This is a genomic window from Parapusillimonas sp. JC17 (genome assembly GCF_052180245.1).
Taxonomy (GTDB): domain Bacteria; phylum Pseudomonadota; class Gammaproteobacteria; order Burkholderiales; family Burkholderiaceae_B; genus Parapusillimonas.
This window is the reverse complement of sequence record NZ_CP197474.1, coordinates 2,554,980-2,572,049: the sequence shown is the minus strand read 5'-3', so window position 1 is coordinate 2,572,049 and position 17,070 is coordinate 2,554,980. Positions and strand designations below refer to the sequence as shown.

15 protein-coding genes are annotated in these 17,070 nt (G+C 63.2%); 14 read left to right on the top strand and 1 reads right to left on the bottom strand.

Features of this window, described 5'->3' with window-relative positions; all coding sequences use genetic code 11:
• From ACSBPU_RS12330 to trmD, 13 genes are all read left to right on the top strand, one after another.
• The gene (locus tag ACSBPU_RS12330) at window positions 1-1,587 is read left to right on the top strand and encodes a hypothetical protein (protein WP_442598337.1); all 1,587 of its coding nucleotides are present in this window, start codon (window positions 1-3) and stop codon (window positions 1,585-1,587) included.
• Window positions 1,588-1,615: 28 nt separating this feature from the next.
• Entirely contained in the window at window positions 1,616-2,980 is a 1,365-nt protein-coding gene (locus tag ACSBPU_RS12325) for a hypothetical protein (RefSeq protein WP_442592401.1), read from the top strand.
• Window positions 2,892-3,401 carry a hypothetical protein gene (locus tag ACSBPU_RS12320; RefSeq protein WP_442592400.1) on the top strand — a complete coding sequence of 170 codons (510 nt, stop codon included), beginning with the start codon at window positions 2,892-2,894 and terminating at the stop codon, window positions 3,399-3,401. The genes ACSBPU_RS12325 and ACSBPU_RS12320 overlap by 89 nt, the downstream gene beginning before the upstream one ends.
• Entirely contained in the window at window positions 3,398-5,101 is a 1,704-nt protein-coding gene (locus tag ACSBPU_RS12315; RefSeq protein WP_442592399.1) for a GspE/PulE family protein, read from the top strand. The genes ACSBPU_RS12320 and ACSBPU_RS12315 overlap by 4 nt, the downstream gene beginning before the upstream one ends.
• Complete coding sequence (locus ACSBPU_RS12310) at window positions 5,098-6,219, top strand: hypothetical protein (RefSeq protein WP_442592398.1); 1,122 nt, start codon at window positions 5,098-5,100, stop codon at window positions 6,217-6,219. Before ACSBPU_RS12315 ends, ACSBPU_RS12310 begins: the two co-directional genes overlap by 4 nt.
• Before the next feature lie 29 nt (window positions 6,220-6,248).
• On the top strand, window positions 6,249-6,809 hold the full coding sequence (locus ACSBPU_RS12305) for a type 4 pilus major pilin (RefSeq protein WP_180068053.1): 561 nt from the start codon (window positions 6,249-6,251) through the stop codon (window positions 6,807-6,809).
• 8 nt (window positions 6,810-6,817) lie between these two features.
• Window positions 6,818-7,873: a type II secretion system protein gene (locus ACSBPU_RS12300; RefSeq protein WP_442592397.1), complete on the top strand. Its 1,056-nt coding sequence runs from the start codon at window positions 6,818-6,820 to the stop codon at window positions 7,871-7,873.
• Between the two features lie 166 nt (window positions 7,874-8,039).
• A complete protein-coding gene (locus tag ACSBPU_RS12295) occupies window positions 8,040-8,561 on the top strand; it encodes an ureidoglycolate lyase (protein ID WP_442592396.1) in 522 nt (173 codons plus the stop codon).
• Between the two features lie 102 nt (window positions 8,562-8,663).
• Complete coding sequence (alaS, locus tag ACSBPU_RS12290; RefSeq protein ID WP_442592395.1) at window positions 8,664-11,285, top strand: alanine--tRNA ligase; 2,622 nt, start codon at window positions 8,664-8,666, stop codon at window positions 11,283-11,285.
• 12 nt (window positions 11,286-11,297) lie between these two features.
• Entirely contained in the window at window positions 11,298-11,558 is a 261-nt protein-coding gene (locus tag ACSBPU_RS12285; protein ID WP_180068057.1) for a sulfurtransferase TusA family protein, read from the top strand.
• Between the two features lie 162 nt (window positions 11,559-11,720).
• Window positions 11,721-11,975, top strand: coding sequence for a 30S ribosomal protein S16 (gene rpsP, locus ACSBPU_RS12280; protein WP_180068058.1), 255 nt, complete (start codon window positions 11,721-11,723; stop codon window positions 11,973-11,975).
• Window positions 11,976-11,989: 14 nt separating this feature from the next.
• Window positions 11,990-12,586: a ribosome maturation factor RimM gene (rimM, locus tag ACSBPU_RS12275; protein ID WP_442592394.1), complete on the top strand. Its 597-nt coding sequence runs from the start codon at window positions 11,990-11,992 to the stop codon at window positions 12,584-12,586.
• 12 nt (window positions 12,587-12,598) lie between these two features.
• The gene (gene trmD / locus ACSBPU_RS12270; protein ID WP_442592393.1) at window positions 12,599-13,402 is read left to right on the top strand and encodes a tRNA (guanosine(37)-N1)-methyltransferase TrmD; all 804 of its coding nucleotides are present in this window, start codon (window positions 12,599-12,601) and stop codon (window positions 13,400-13,402) included.
• Between the two features lie 35 nt (window positions 13,403-13,437).
• Here the strand turns inward: trmD and ACSBPU_RS12265 are convergent, their stop codons facing one another.
• Window positions 13,438-16,296, bottom strand: a complete 2,859-nt coding sequence (locus tag ACSBPU_RS12265; protein ID WP_442592392.1) for a valine--tRNA ligase — start codon at window positions 16,294-16,296, stop codon at window positions 13,438-13,440.
• 340 nt (window positions 16,297-16,636) lie between these two features.
• Here ACSBPU_RS12265 and ndk point away from each other — a divergent pair, with 340 nt between their 5' ends.
• On the top strand, window positions 16,637-17,062 hold the full coding sequence (gene ndk, locus ACSBPU_RS12260) for a nucleoside-diphosphate kinase (RefSeq protein WP_180068062.1): 426 nt from the start codon (window positions 16,637-16,639) through the stop codon (window positions 17,060-17,062).
• The last annotated feature ends 8 nt before the right edge of the window (window positions 17,063-17,070 follow it).

Sequence of the window (17,070 nt, the reverse complement as noted above, 5' to 3'; positions counted from 1 at the left end):
ATGCCTGTGCTGCGGCTCGTCGCCGTGGCGGCCGCCAGCGGGTCCCTCTCATCCTGCGCCCTCGGCGACCGCATACGCCAGATCGCCACGGCGGTCGATGCTCAGCATGCCCATATCCATCAAAGGCAGGCCGAGTTCGCCACCGCCATCGGCGATCCGGAAAGCCGGCGAGCCGCCCAGGATGTGCCGCGCCCCTGGCTGGCGGGCAGGGCACAGCCCCTGGCGCGCGAAATCGTTTTGCCGATGGCGCTGCGGGCCGACGTCAACACCACGCTGCTGTTTTCCGACGGCGGCCTCGACTTGCCCATGCTGGCGCAGCGGATCACCGCCGCCACCAACATCCCCGTCCACGTGCGGCCGGATGCCCTTCTTCCTCCCGAAACGTTCCTGCCGCGCCTGAACCGCTCCGGCGCCGTGCCATCCATGGTGTCTGCCGCCCCGTTGCTGCCGCCCGGCGGCGGGCCCGAGCCCTTGGTCCGCATCCTCGATCGCATCGGCGCACGGCTCGGCATCATGTGGCGATATCATCAGGATCGCATCGAGTTCTACCGCACGGAAACCCGCAGCTTCAATGTGCGGGCGCTCACCCTCGACGCCACGTCCGAAGCCTCATTGGGGCAGGGCGCCACCACCTCGTCGGAAGGCTTTGCCAGCAGTTCCAGAACCCAATTGGTGAGCACCACGAAAGACGTCTTCGCCGTGGTCCGCGCGCGCATAGAGCCTTTTCTGACCCAGGCGGGCATCGTCGTGGCGGAACCGGGCGCGGGCTCCACGGTGGTCGTCACCGACACGCCCGATGCTCTGTCGCGCATTGCCGCCTATCTCGAACAGGAAAACCGCGCGCTCACGCGTCGGGTGCGGCTCATCGTCGAGGAATTCACGGTAGTGCTTCATGACACCGCCGAAGCGGGCATCGACTGGAACCTCGTCTTCTCCAGCGCCCGATTGGCTGCATCGCTCGTGGTGCCGGGCTCGGGCGTTGTGGGTGGTGCACTGGGCGCACGCCTGGATCAAGGCCCGTTCGCCGGGTCCGAGGCCGTGGTCAAGGCCCTGAGCGAGGTGGGCAGGGTGGTGCGGCGCAGCAGCATGCCCGTGCTCACCCTCAACCGTCGGCCCGTCACCCATGCCGTGCGCACCACTTTTTCCTATATCGACCGCGTCGAGACGACCGCGCTGGGCAGCGCCGCGAACCTTGCGCTGCCTTCGGTTTCCGTCAGCCAGCGCGAGGAAACGGTGGGCTCGCTGCTCACGCTCCTGCCCGATGCCCAGGAAGACGGCCAGATTCTTCTTTCGCTCGCCTACGACAACACGGTGGCGCAGCCGTTGAAATCCGTCGCCTTCGGCAACAAAGAAAACCCGCTGCAGTTGCAGCAGATCACCATCGATGGCAACGGGACCGTGCAGCAGGTTGCACTCCAGCCGGGCCAGCCCGTACTGATTTCGGGCTTTGACCGCAGGGTCGAGGAAACCGAAGGCCGGCGGCTCAATCCGGGCATCCCGCTGGCGCTGGGCGGGGGCGACCGCGCGTCGGCTCAGCACCTGACCACCGTCATGATGGTGTCCGCCCAGGTCGAAGAAGGCTACTAGGGCCTGTCAACGCTAAAAGGTAGGCAATATGACGGAACCTTTCATCCTGCCCCTAGGCGACGCCGCGCTGGTCTTCGGCCTGGACTGGTTTCCGCTGGTTGGCCGCAGGGCGGCGCAGGCGGGGAAGCGATTGGCGCAGCGGCATCGTGCCAGTCATATTCTGCTGGCGGGCACGCCGCCCGCAGCCGTGGGCATGCTGGCCATGAAGAAAAGCCGTGGCCAGGGGGCCATGTATTCCGCGGCCCAGAATCTGGCTCAACTGCATCCGCGAGGAACATATGCAATGTTGCTGGAACTTGGTGACAAGGGTTGCTGGCTCGCCGTCGCCCACGACGGCGTGGTCGTGTCGCGTACCGACAGACTGTATCGCACCCGTCACGATGCCGTCCATTTCCTGGGCGAACTGCGGCCGGCATTTCCCAGGCTGCAATTGCTCGGCAGCTCCGGCGCACCCGCTCTTCCCGATCTGGCGGCACTCGGTGCGGCTCGCACGCCCGACAGTCGTTTACAGCCACTGCGGCGATGGCAGCCTTTTCTTCCCCGGCCGGTGCAATATTTCATGCTGGCGCTGCTGCTTGCCGTTCTCGGGCCGAAGCTGTGGGCATTCATGCCTGATCCGGCGGCGGCATCACACGGTGTCGTGAGCGTCGATCCAGGCGCCGCCTGGCAGAAAGCGGTCGCTCAGTCGGTTTCGGGGCGCATGCTGCACGGTGTGCCGGGCACGCAAGCACTGTTCGATGCACTGTACTCATTGCCGCTATGGGTTGGCGGCTGGAAGCTGACACGCGCCCAGTGTCTTCCGCTGGCGTCGGTCTGGCAGTGCAAGGCGCACTTCGAGCGTGCGGGCCCGCCAGCCAGCAATCAGACCTTCCTGGACCACGCGCAAGCCGCATGGACCGTCGAGTTCACGCCCACGGAGCGCGTCACGGCGACCTGGCGCATGCCGTCCCAGGGCGGGGCTTTGGGGCAATACCGTCTTGCGTCGTCGGATGACAACGAGCGGGCGCTCGTCAGCGAGCTTCAGGCCATCAAGCCCGGCTTTGCGCAATTGCATGTTTCGAACCCGTCCGCATTGCCTGTTTCGGCGCCTATTGATTCCCAAGGCAAGGCTTTGCCACGGCCTGCACGGCAACCGGTTTACTACCGGCGTGCCTTGCGGATCGTGGCGCCTCTGCGTTCAGCGGCGGTGCTTCTGCCTTACACGGCCCACATGGCCTGGGACAAAGCCGAACTCGTCCTCGGCGCGACCGATGCACCCACGCTGACCCACAGCGGTTTGATGTTGACTCTCGAAGGAGCGATTTATGAAAGCAGCAAGGTCCCATCCTCTTCCCCGCCGGCGGCCATGGGCCACGCTCCGGGTGCCGTCCTTCCGCCGCTGCCGGATTCCTGAACATGTACCGGCCCTTCTGCTTGTGTTCGCCGTATCCAGCCCTTTGGCCGCGGTACCCGACATGGCTTCCGCCGAAATGAGCGTGCGCGAGCTGATGCACCTGGATGCCGAACTGGCGCGCAAGCAGGCCCGGCAGCGCTTGAATACAGCGGGGCCGCAATTGGACGTCCCCGCGGCTTCCGGCAATCCCGCACTGCACGTGGCAGCCATCTACGGCGTGGGAGGGAAACTCCTGGCCGAAGTCGTCATCGGTTCGCGCAGCCATATCTACATGCGCGGCCGGGCGCTGCCGGTGGGCGGCACTGCCGGCCCAAACACCTATCTGCTGCGGGGAATCTCCGGTTCCTGCGTTCATCTCGATCGCGCCGGAGACAGCCAGACGCTGTGCCTGCGTCCGAGCCTCTGGGCGGCCAAGCCATGAGCCGCATGCTGCCCTGGCGCCGGGGCGGGACTTGGGCGCCTCGATCCGGCGCGCCCGCGCCCAGGTTCGATTCCGCGTCGGCCATCGTCATCAGCAGCCCGGACGATCTCGCCAGGCTGAAGCCGCGCTTCATGCACGCCTTGAGCGACAAGTTCGATGCCGAGGCGCTGGCGGGCCGCTTGGTGCCGGTGCTTCTGGAAGACCATTCCGTAGCCATATTCGGACTGGCCGAGCACGTGGGCAGTGACCAGGCCGACGAGCTCGCACGCCGTATCCGTGAGCGGGGCGGCGCGTCCGCCGGCCCGGTCCGCTATGTGCTCGCGGCGCCCTTGCTGCTTGCCATTTCGCGGCGGCAGCTTAACGGCCAGGTCCTGGCTCCCCCGGCCGGCAATCGTGCCTCCTCCGTACGCACCGCACCGGCCGAAGCCTTCCAGGATGTCGTCGAGTGGGGCGTGCGGCATGGCGCCAGCGATATCCATCTCAATGTGCGGCAGGGCGAGCCCGAATCGGAAATCAAATACACCGTGGCGGGCCAGTATCTTGCACCGGAACGATTCCGGCGCCTGCCCACCAGCACTTTGTTCGATATGCTGTGCGTGGCATGGATGGACATCCAGGGAGGAAACGGGGCGGTCTTCGATCCGGGAATCGAGCAGCAGGGCAGTTTGCAGCGGCAGGTGGACGGCCAGCGCATCGTGCTGCGCTGGTCATCCCTGGCGGCGGATGCCGGACCCAGTGTCTGCTTGCGCGTGCAGCAGGATGCCGCTGCCGGCCTGCCCACTCTCGAGCAGCTTGGCTATCTTCCCGACCAGGTGCGCAGCATACGGCGAGTCATGCTTTCCGAAAGCGGCGCCGTCATCATCGCGGGCGTGGTCGGTTCCGGAAAGTCGACCAGTCTTGCTGCGCTGATTACGGGGCTGCCCGCGCATCGCAAGGTCGTCACGATCGAGGACCCGGTCGAATACCGCATACCGGGCGCCATCCAGAACACCATTGCGCGCCATCTCGATACCGATACCCACGCTGGCTTTGCAAGCAAGCTCAGGTCCTTGAAGCGTTCCGCCATGACCGACGTGCTCCTTGGCGAAGTACGCGACCATGAAACCGGCCGCGCGTTCATGGATCTCGCCGGCTCAGGCGTCAACGTCTACACGACGATCCACGCGCCATCGGCCCAGCGCATTCCCGACCGGCTGGCTTCCGATTTCATCGGCGTGCCACGTGACTTCCTTGCCACTTCCGGCATGCTCAAGCTGCTGATCTTCCAGGCGCTCTTGCCCTTGCTGTGCCAGCATTGCGCCTTGCCCATGCAGTCCTTGTTGCGCACCGATGCACAATGGGAAGCGCACTCATCGGGCATGCGCTGGACGGAATGGCTGAATCTGGTCCATGCACTGTATGGGCGCGAGCTCGATCTCTGCCGGGTCCGCAATGCGCGAGGATGCGAATCCTGCCGCCATGGCCAGCCGCCTCAGCTCCATGGCTACGCGGGCCGCACGATTTCCGCTGAACTCTACGAACCCGACCTCGCCGCAGGGCCGGCGCTCAGCGCCATGGATGCGGCGGTCTGCAAGGCTCGCCAGGGGTTGATCGATCTGCGCGATATCGAAGCGCGCTTCCACGCCTTCGAGACCGAGGCCATGCGCCGATCCGCTCACGGGGTTCCGTCGGGCTTTCCAGGCTTGAAGGTGGCTTCATGAAAGTGCCGCTCTTCGGCGCTTCGGCGCACATGCTCATGCATCGGATCGATTGCTGGCGCTTCTCGGCAAGGCGTGCGGACTATTACGATTATCTGGCCGCCTTGCTGTCCGGAATGCAAGGCGCGCGAACGCTCCGGGACGTCTTTCTGCACGATGCGCGGCGCTATGGAAGATCCAGCCTGCGAGGCCGTTTGTCCCAGGCCTGGCTGCAGGCTTTCGAAGTGGTGGGGGGCGACCTCCATGCCACCTGGAACGGCTGTTTTGCACCCTCCGAGCTTGCCCTGATCCGCACAGCTCAGGCCCACGGCAATGCCGCATTGGCTGAAACGCTTGCCGCCTTGTCCAGCGCGCAGCGCCTGTCCCGTCAGGCGGGCCGGATACTGTCATCGACGCTTTGGTCGTCGGTGGTTGCAATGGGCCTGCTGGCAGGCATGCTGGCCGCCGTGCCGTTGTTCACCCTTCCGGGCCTGCTGCATGCCTTTGCAGCGGTTCCTGCGTCCTTCCATGGCCGCCGCACGCAAGCGCTTTCCGCTTTTGCCGGTCTGCTTCAGGCGCATTGGCCCCTGCTTGCCGTGCTGGCGATCGGCGGCGGGGCGCTATTGCTGTGGTCCATACCCAATCTGGGCGGTGCGCTGCGCCGCAAGCTCGATCCATGCATGCCTTGGCGCCTCTATCGCGACGTCCAGGCGCTGCGCTTCCTCAAGTTCCAGGCGATTCTCCTGGACAGCGATGGAGCCGGACCCTTGTCGTTGCGCACGACACTCGCCATGCAGAAACTGGGCGCAAGCACATGGCTCGCGGCGCACATGGATCTGATGCTGGCGCGCATCGATGCGGGCCTGACGGGACCGGACACCTTCGATAGCGGCCTGATGGACCGCGAACTGTTCTGGTTCTTCAGCGACATGGCCATGGCGCGTGGGTTGCGCGCAGGCCTGCAGCTCAGTGCCGGACGCCTGCGCAGCCATGTCATCGACAAGCTGGCGCGGCAGGCCGCGGCCTTGCGCTGGTGCATCCTGCTTGCCTGTCTCGGCTGCCTGCTGGCGCTTGCCTTGTGGCACTACGCAGTCATCGACGAATTGCGCCGTTCCCTCATGATTTTCTACGCGAGCCAATGACGGCGCGCGTCATTACCCAGGAGTCCTCCATGTCCATCATGAAATCCGCCCAGCAGGGCCTGTCCCTGATCGAAGTCTCCATCGTGACCGCCATCGTGCTCTTGCTGGCCATCATCGGCGTGCCGGCCATAGGCGCCTATGTGGTCGAGAACAAGGTCCCCAAAGTGGGCGAGGAAATCGCGCGCTTCATCCTCCAGACCAAAGTCAACGCTTCAAATGCCACGGCAACGCCCTATCAGGGCATCGATACGGCCAACTTCGCGAATCTCGTCCGCGACTCCAGCATATTCGCGGTATCCGGAGACGGCTCGACATTGAAGATTCTGCACGGGCTTGGCGGCGAGGGGGCGGTCAGCGTAGCGGCCGAGGAGTCCGGCGCATCGTTTTCGATCACACTGTCCAAAGTCCATAACGCCGCCTGCCCCTCGATTGCTTCGATACTGCAGCGGGTATCGGACAGCATGACGGTGGCTCCGGACGGGCAGGGCGCCGTGGTCATCAAAAGCGATTCGGTCCTCTACAGCGCCCTGGCGGCGGAGTCCCATTGCGCCAAAGGCGATGTGAATACCTTCGTGTTCACCGCCAGTTGAGGGCCGGCGTGCTGTCAACGCAAAAAAAGGCGGTGCCTCGCAAGGCGAGCCAACGCGGTCTGGGGCTGCTCGAGTTGATGCTGGCAGCCATCGTCGCGACCTTGCTCGCCGCATGGGGCGCCGGCGCTCTCATGACCCGCTTGGACGAAGCCGCTGCACAGTCCAGCGCAGCCTGGATGCTGTCGGTGCGCCAAGCCCTGCACAGCTATCTCGAACGATACGGCCCTTTGATCGCCCATGCCGAAGACCTGGCCGTCCTGAGTGCGCGCGGATATGCCGATTGGTCTTCACCCCAGCTTCACGAACTCAAGGCCGATGCCTTGTTGTCCCAGGGCTTTCCCGAAGCCGTCTCTCCGGGTGGCGGCGCAGTGCTCAAGGTGCTGCGGCGGGGCGTGTGCCCCGGGCCCGCCTGCCATGTCGAGGGCCTGGTTCATAGCAAGCGGCCTTTCCTGCAGCGGTCTTCGGGCCACGTCGACGACTACATGGTGGCGCAGTGGTTGATGTCCAGCAAGGGATGGGGAGCCGCAGTGAATATGCGGCACCCTGAATGGATACAAGGCCCGGCCTTTCGGTTCGGCAATCCATCATGGGCCGGGCCGGCATTGGCACCCGGCTCGGTTGCGATGGCGGTCACGCGCGAACACTTGCGCGAGTTCGAATACCTCAGGGTCGGGGACCTGCGCAATCCTGATTTCCGCGCCGATGCAAGCATTGCCGGCCACGTGCAAGTCGGTGCCGACCTGAGTCTCGATGGATATCTTCGAATGGAAGCGGGTGGCGTCCTGCATCAAGCCTGCACCCAGGACGGCGCCTTTACGCGCGACGCGGAGAAGGGCTTGCTGACGTGCCGGAACGGCGCCTGGCGCGCTGCCAGCCGAGCCGGCGGCGGCGGATTCTCGATCAACCAGTTCCGCGGCTGCGCCAACAGCAGCGGCATGGCGACGGCCAATCCCCTGACCGGTTCATGTTCATGTCCTCCGGCCACTTATCTGGTACAGATCTCCGACAGCGGCCCGCATGATTTTCCGGAAGGGCGGACGCAGGGGTATTTGTGCGTGGATTGAGGGGTCAGACCCCATGCGGGGTCTGACCCCATCACATAAGACCAGGGGTCAGACCCCGTACGGGGTCTGACCCCTCCCAATTGACACAACATCCTGGCCGGGCCATTATCCTCTCCGAGTCCGGCATAACCGGCTCGAGCGTCGCAGGCATGCACAAGGGCAGGCAATGAATATCCTGAAACTGGAAAGGCTCAGCAAAGAAGCGTTCGCACCGTTCGGCGACGTCATCGAAATTGACGGCAGCGACTGGTATCCCATCAATGCCGGCACCACCCGTCGCTACCATGGTCTTGCCCCCATCGATCCCGGCCCGGAAGGCGGGCGCGCGGGCATCAGCATGGCGCGCGGCGATGCCTTCAACTACCCGCTTTCCATCTCCATGCTCGAGCGCCATCCCGTCGGCAGCCAGGCCTGGATACCCTGCACGCAGACCCCGTTCATCGTGGTCGTCGCACCCAATGGCGTCGACGGCCGGCCCGACGAAACAGGACTACGGGCCTTCTATGCGCAAGGCAACCAGGGCGTGAGCTACCGCGCCGGGACCTGGCACCATCCCCTGGCCACCTTGGGCCGGCAGGGCGATTTCATCATCGTGGACCGGATCGACGGCGCACCCAATTGCGACGAGGCCGCCTTGCGCACCTCATACTGCATCGACGGCTCCTACAAAGGCGGGCAGCCGGTCTGAGGACGCCCGCAACCCGGTAAGCGCCAGCCGGGCTCGTCTTGCGCAAAACGCTTTTTATACCTCTATAATTACTGGTTACCTATCAATCAGCGTTTTTCTGCAATGAAAACCTCCGAAATACGTCAGAAGTTCCTGTCCTTCTTTGAATCGAAGGGTCATCAGGTCGTGCCATCGTCATCGCTCGTGCCGGGCAACGACCCCACCTTGCTTTTCACGAACTCGGGCATGGTGCAATTCAAAGACGTATTCACCGGGAAGGAATCTCGCCCATACAGCAGGGCGACCTCGTCGCAGCGTTGCGTGCGGGCCGGCGGCAAGCACAACGACCTCGAGAACGTCGGATACACGGCGCGTCACCACACATTCTTCGAGATGCTGGGCAATTTCAGCTTTGGCGACTACTTCAAGCGCGACGCCATACACAACGCCTGGGAACTCCTCACCACCGTGTACAAGCTGCCGGCGGAAAAGCTCTGGGTCACCGTCTATCACGAAGACGACGAAGCCTACGACATCTGGTTCAAGGAAATCGGAGTGCCGGCCGAGCGCATCGTGCGCATAGGCGACAACAAGGGCGCCCGCTATGCGTCGGACAATTTCTGGCAAATGGCCGACACCGGACCCTGCGGCCCTTGTTCCGAAATCTTCTACGACCACGGTCCGGACGTCTGGGGAGGCCCCCCGGGTTCCCCCGAGGAGGACGGCGATCGCTACATCGAGATCTGGAACCTGGTGTTCATGCAGTTCGAGCGTGACGCGCAAGGCAACATGCCGCGCCTGCCCAAGCCCTGTGTCGACACCGGCATGGGCCTGGAGCGCATCGCCGCCGTGCTGCAGCATGTGCATTCCAATTACGAAATCGATCTCTTCCAATCGCTGATCAAGGCCGCGGCACGGGAAACAGGCGCGACCGACCTGAGCAACAACTCGCTCAAGGTCATCGCCGACCACATCCGTGCCTGCAGCTTCCTGATCGTCGACGGGGTCATTCCCAGCAATGAAGGCCGCGGCTATGTGCTGCGCCGTATCATCCGCCGCGCCCTTCGCCATGGCCACAAGCTCGGCCAGTCGGGCGTTTTCTTCCATCGCCTGGTGGCGGACCTCGTCAAGGAAATGGGCGACGCCTATCCCGAGCTCGTCGCTCAGCAGGCACGTGTCGAACAGGTGCTCAAGCAGGAAGAAGAGCGCTTCAGCGAAACGCTTGAGCACGGCATGAAGATTCTCGACGCAGCCCTGGCCGATATCCCTGAAAACGGGGTGCTGGACGGTCAGACGCTGTTCACCCTGTACGACACCTACGGCTTTCCGGTGGACCTGACCGCCGATATCTGCCGCGAGCGCAACGTGCAGGTCGACCTCGATGGTTTTGAAACGGCGATGAATCACCAGCGCGAACAGGCGCGCGCGGCAGGCAAGTTCAAGGCTGCCGAAGGGCTGTCCTATAGCGGCGTGAATACCCGCTTCGAGGGCTACGAGCACTTGCAGGCAAGCGGTAAAGTCACGGCGCTGTACGTCGATGGCTCGTCCGTGGAGTCGATCGCCGCCGGGCAGGACGCCATCGTCGTGCTCGACGTCACGCCGTTCTATGCGGAATCGGGTGGCCAGGTAGGCGACACCGGGATTCTGCAGGCCGGCGCCGCAAGGTTCCAGGTGCTGGATACGCAAAAAATCCAGAGCGCCGTTTTCGGCCATCACGGCCGCATGCTGGACGGCGGCCTGAAGGTGGGCGATGTCGTGGAAGCCCAGGTGGACATCGTCCAGCGGGCCCGCACGGTGCGCAATCACTCCGCCACCCATTTGATGCACAAGGCTCTGCGCCAGGTGCTGGGCAATCATGTGCAACAGCGCGGCTCGCTCGTCGATGCCGACAAGACCCGCTTCGATTTCGCGCACGATGCACCCATGACCGCCGAACAGATCACCCAGGTCGAGCGCATCGTGAATGCGGAGGTTCTTTCCAATCACGCGACGCAGGCCCAGCTCATGTCTTATGACGATGCAGTGCAGGGCGGCGCGGTTGCGCTGTTCGGCGAAAAATACGGCGACGAGGTGCGTGTGCTCGATATCGGCTTCTCGCGCGAACTTTGCGGCGGCACGCACGTTGCGCGCACGGGCGATATCGGCCTGTTCAAGATCGTGTCGGAAGGCGGCGTCGCCGCCGGAGTGCGGCGGATCGAGGCCATTACCGGCGACAACGCGGTAAATTGGGTCCAGCAGACGAACGAAACCCTGCTGCGTGCTGCCGGCATGCTGCGGGCCCAGCCGGCGGAGCTGGTCGACCGCATCGCCTTGCTTCAAGGCCAAATGAAGCAGCTGGAGCGGGATCTCGATCAAGCCAAGAGCAAGCTGGCCGCGTCGGCGGGCAATGACTTGGCCGGCAAGGCCATTCCTTTGAACGACGACGCGAAGCTGCTCGTGGCCAATCTGGCGGGCGTCGATCCCAAGGCGCTGCGCGGCATGGTCGACCAGCTCAAGGACAAGCTGAAATCCGCGGTGGTATTGCTCGCCGCCGTGGCGGACGACAAGATCAGCCTGGTGTCGGGCGTTACATCCGACCTGACCGGCAAGGTCAAGGCGGGCGAACTCGTCGGCATGGTCGCGGCGCAAGTCGGCGGCAAAGGCGGTGGCCGTCCCGATATGGCCATGGGCGGCGGAACCGATGTCGCCGCTCTGGCGGGCGCCACGGCCAGTGTCGAGGCCTGGGTGCGCGAGCGCCTGGCCTGAAGGGTGGGCGCCATGTCTCAGGATACGTCGTCCGGTTCCGCGCCACCGCAGGCCGACCTTGAAGTCGATGCCAGCGGGTTGAAATGCCCGCTGCCCATACTTCGGGCAAAGAAGGCGCTGGCCCAGCTGGAATCCGGGCAGGTGCTGAAGGTCGTGACGACCGATACGCATGCGATCCGGGACTTCCAGGCGTTTGCCAAGCAAACGGGCAACGTCCTGGAAGCCCAGCTTGAAACCGGCGAGGGCGCCGTGCATTTCCTGCGGCGCCGCTGAATGAGCAAGCTGCAGGCCGGTGCCGTCCGCCCCTTTTGGGGTCAACCGGCCCTAGTGTTGCTTTTCTTTTACTATTGATCGGTTCAGCATTGTTTGGTTTGCGGAATTCCGCCTAAGAATGCTAGAATCTTTTGTTTTTCACAATATTTTCAAAGGATTACCATGGTTGTGATTCGTCTAGCCCGTGGCGGCTCGAAGAAGCGTCCGTTTTACAACGTTGTAGCAGCCGACTCGCGTAATCGTCGCGACGGACGTTTTATCGAGCGCGTAGGCTTTTACAACCCCGTAGCCAACGACGGCCAGGAAGGCCTGCGCATTGCCCTGGATCGCGTTCAGTACTGGACCGACAACGGCGCGCAACTGTCGCCAGCCGTGGCTCGCCTGGTTAAAGAATTTTCGGCCAAGGCCGCTGCCTGATACGGCTTCGCGGCATGACAATGCCCGAAGACCTGGTAGAGCTTGGCCGCATCGTGGCGGCGTACGGCGTGAGGGGGCTGATCAAGGTTCAGCCTCATTCCGCAGATGCCGAGGCCTTGCTGGCTGCGAAGACCTGGTGGTTGAGAGCGCCCCTTCCCGTGGGAAGGCAGGGCGCTTTGCCGTTGGCCAAGCCGTACCAGGTGGTCAGCGCTCGACCGCATGCCGATACGGTGGTGGCCCAGCTTGAAAGCCTGTCCGACCGGAATCTGGCCGAGGCCCTGAAAGGGCATACCGTCTGGGTGCCTCGCAGCGAGTTTCCCGCGGCGGAGGACGACGAATTCTATTGGATCGATCTGGTCGGCTGCCAGTTGTTCGGCGAACATGAGGGCGACCCCCGGCTGATCGGCGTCGTCACAGGAATCATCGATAACGGTGCGCATGCCGTCCTTCAAGTGGAATGCCGTGTCCAGAACGATCAGGGCGAGCTCGTGCCGGTCCTGACCGAAAAAGGCAAGATCAGGGAAGTCCTGGTTCCCTTTGTCGCCGCCCACGTCCATACCGTGGATCTTCAGCGCAAACGACTGGAAAGCAACTGGCCGGTCGAGTTCTGACGGAGTCCGGCCATGCATTTTGACGTCGTCAGTTTATTCCCCGACATGTTTTCCGTCGTCAGCGAGCTGGGCGTGACGGGGCGTGCTCGAAAGCAGGGTGTCTGGTCCATCGGCCTCTGGAATCCGCGCGACTTCACGCACGACGTGCATCGCACCGTCGACGACCGCCCATACGGGGGCGGGCCCGGCATGGTGATGCTCGCGGAGCCCCTGGAAGATGCCGTACGGGCGGCGCGGTCCAGCCGCAGCGATGGGGAGTCCGCGCCCGTCGTGCTCATGAGCCCCACGGGTCGGCGCTACACGCAGTCCGTGGCGGAAGACATGGCAAAAAGCGGGGGAGCCATCCTGATCTGCGGGCGCTACGAAGGCGTGGACCAGCGTTTCGTCGATCGCTGCGTGACGGATGAGATCTCGATGGGGGACTTTGTCCTGTCAGGCGGGGAAATCGCGGCGCTCGCGATCATTGACAGCGTGGTCAGGCTGATGCCCGGTGTGCTCAATGATGCCGAGTCGGCCAGGCAGGACTCGTTCAATCCGGCGCTTGCCGGCTTGCTGGACAGCCCGCACTATACACGTCCCGAACACTATCACGGCGTATCCGTACCGGCGGAACTGCTCTCCGGCCATCATTCGAACATTGCCGCCTGGCGCCGGCGGCAGTCCTTGTCGCTTACCGCCGCGCGACGCCCGGACCTCATATTGGCCGCCCGGGATGCCGGGCTCTTGACCAAGGCCGACGAGAAGTATCTGGCTGAATTGACGCAGGATCAGGCTCGGGCAAGCCTTTTTAGGGGTCAGACCCCGTCCGGGGTCTGACCCCACACATCAGGCCCGGGGTCTGACCCCACATATCACGCCGGCAACTTGGACAGCTGTTCCCGCACTTTGGACAGTGTTTCGCCGAACTGCGCGACGCGTGCTTTTTCCTGTTCGACCACAGCGGCCGGCGCGCGCTCCACGAAACTGGCGTTCGAGAGCTTGCCGTTGGCCTTGGCGATTTCATTTTCCAGGCGTTCGATTTCCTTGCCCAGGCGCTGGCGTTCGGCATCGATGTCGATCTCGACGCGCAGCATCAACTGCGTTGCGCCGACGACCTGCACGGGAGCGCCGATGCTGGGCAATTGGTCGACGATTTCCACGCTCTCGAGTTTGGCCAGGGCCATGAGATACATGCTGTTTTCCGCCAGGATGCCTTGCTCGCCCTGGGCGATGAGGGGCACACGTTGCGCGGGCGACAGGTTCATTTCGCCGCGCAAGGCCCGCACCGCCTCGATTTGCGCCTTCAGTCCGGCGACCCGGGCCTCGGCTTTCTCGTCGATGAAATCATGGTTGGCGATGGGGTAGGGTTGAATGCACAGGCTGAGTTCCTGCCCGGCTTCGCGCTTCCCGGCCACGACTGACACTTTTTGCCAGAGCTCTTCGGTGATGAAGGGAATGATGGGATGCGCCAGCCGCAGCACGGTTTCCAGCACGCGGATCAGCGTGCGGCGGGTACCCAGCTGCTGTGCTTCGTTGCCTTGCTGGATCTGCGCCTTGGCCATTTCCAGGTACCAGTCGCAGTATTCGTCCCATACGAAATGGTAGATGGCATTGGCGATGTTGTCGAAACGGTAATCAACGAAGCCGCGCTCGACGTCGGCCTCTAGCCGCTGCAGCTGGCTGACGATCCAGCGGTCTGCGAAGGAGGAGAGTTCCGCCTGGCCCGCCTGGTCGTGCAGCGCGTGTTCTTCGGTGTTCATCAGCACGAAGCGTGTCGCGTTCCACAGTTTGTTGCAGAAATTGCGATAGCCTTCGCAGCGCTTGAGGTCGAAATTGATGTTCCGGCCCAGGGTGGCATAGGCCGCCATGGTGAAACGCAGGGCATCGGTGCCGTAGGCCGGGAAGCCGTTGGGATAGTCCTTGCTTGTCTTTTTGCGTATGCTGGCTGCCTGCTTCGGATTCATCAGGCCGCTGGTGCGTTTTTCGAGCAGCTTCTCCAGGCTCACGCCGTCGATCAGGTCCACCGGGTCGATGGTGTTGCCCTTGGACTTGCTCATTTTCTTGCCGTCCATGTCGCAAACCAGGCCATGGACGTAGACAGTGCTGAAAGGTACTTTGCCGGTCATGTGCATGCTCATCATGACCATGCGGGCGACCCAGAAGAAGATAATGTCGAAGCCGGTAACAAGCACGCTGGACGGCAGATAGCGGTCCAGGTCGGGATTCTGTTCGGGCCAGCCCAGGTCGGTGAAGGGCACCAGCGCCGACGAAAACCAGGTATCGAGCACATCGGGATCGCGCGTGAGTGCGCCCTGGACACCGGCCGAGCGTGCCTTCCGGATGGCTTCCTCTTCGTTGCGGGCGACGAAGATCTGTCCGTCTTCCGAATACCAGGCCGGGATCTGGTGGCCCCACCACAGCTGGCGCGAGATGCACCAGTCCTGGATCTTTTCCAGCCACTGGTTATAGGTGGTGGTCCAGTTTTCGGGGTAGAACTTGATACGCCCGTCGGCAACGACTTCAAGCGCGACGTCGGTGATGCTCTTGCCGGGATTGATCGAGCCCTCGGGCGCGGGCTTGCTCATGGCGACGAACCACTGGTCGGTTAGCATGGGCTCGATGACGGTGCCGGTGCGGTCGCCTCGGGGGACCATCAGCTTATGGGGCTTGACGCTTTGCAGCAGGCCCTGGGATTCCAGGTCGGCCACGATTTGCTTGCGTGCATCGAAGCGGTCCATGCCGCGATAGGCCTCGGGCGCCTCGTCGGATATCCTGGCGTCCAGTGTGAGGATGCTGATCAACTCCAGCTGATGGCGCTGGCCGACGGCATAGTCGTTGAAGTCGTGGGCCGGAGTCACCTTGACCACGCCGGTGCCGAACTCGCGGTCGACATAGTCGTCGGCGATGATGGGTATCTGGCGGCCCACCAGGGGTAGCGTGACCTTCTGGCCGATCAGGTGGGCATAGCGTTCGTCTTCGGGGTGCACCATGACGGCGACGTCGCCCAGCATCGTTTCGGGACGGGTGGTTGCCACCACCAGGTGGGTCAGTTCACCGGCCGGCGTCACCAGTGGATAACGGATTTCCCACATGGAGCCGTCCTCTTCCTCGCTGACGACTTCGAGATCGGACACCGCGGTGCCAAGGATGGGGTCCCAGTTGACCAGGCGCTTGCCACGGTAGATGAGACCCTGGTCGTGCAGGCGGACAAAGGTTTCGACCACGCCCCGCGACAGGTTGTCGTCCATGGTGAAGTATTCGCGCGCCCAGTCGCACGATGAACCCAGCCGGCGGAACTGCTCGGTGATGGCGCTTCCGGACTTGTCCTTCCATTCCCAGACTTTTTCGACGAACTTCTCGCGGCCGAGATCATGGCGCGATATGTTCTGAGCGTCGAGCTGGCGCTCGACCACGATCTGCGTGGCGATGCCCGCGTGGTCGGTGCCGGGCACGAAAACGGTATCGTCGCCGCGCATGCGGTGATAGCGGACCAGGCCGTCCATGACTGTCTGGTTGAAGGCATGGCCCATGTGCAGCGTGCCGGTCACATTGGGCGGCGGGAACTGGATGACGAAGGGGCGGCTTTCGGCAGCGTCCGCAGGCTCGACGTGCCGGCCCCCCGCGAAATGGCCCCTGCGTTCCCACTCTGCGTACCAGCGTGTTTCTATTTCCTGGGGTTCAAAGCTTTTCGAGAGTTGTTCGGGTTCGTTCGGTGCGCGATTCGTTGTCATGATGTACAAATAAGATGCTCTTGGCCCCGCAGGGCGAAACTCTGACTATATATGAAAGCGGGCTGGCATGCGTGGCCGCCGCAAGGCATGGCGCCCGGGCGGGGGCGCCCAGGGCCGCAATGGCGTTATTTTATGATGGAGCGGGCGCACGTTGGCGTGCTAAAATGCCCGGTTAACATAAACTTTGCCAAAGTCATTGTTTTTATTGGAAAACTTTTGCTTTGGCGCAGTCGCGCTGTGGTTTTGCCGAGCATTGCGCCTGCGTACATTGCAAAGACACAGCAAAAACGCGGCAAAGCAATATGTCGACAACCTTTTTATTCAACACTTTGGATTCTACATGGCTATTGAACGCACCCTTTCCATCATCAAGCCCGACGCAGTCGCCAAGAACGTCATCGGTCAGATCGTTGCCCGCTTCGAGCAGGCCGGCCTGAAAGTTGTTGCGGCCCGCCTGCAGCAGCTGTCGCGCGGCGACGCGGAGCGCTTCTATGCTGTCCACAAAGAGCGCCCCTTCTTCAAGGATCTGGTCGACTTCATGGTTTCGGGCCCTGTGTTCGTGCAAGTGCTCGAAGGCGAAAACGCCATCCAGAAGAATCGCGACCTGATGGGCGCCACCGATCCCAAGAAAGCCGACGCAGGCACCATCCGCGCCGATTTCGCCGATAGCATCGACGCCAACGCCGTGCACGGCTCCGACGCCCCTGAAACGGCGGCCGTCGAAATTGCCTTCTTCTTTCCGGAAAGCAACGTCTACAGCCGTTGATCCCTAAC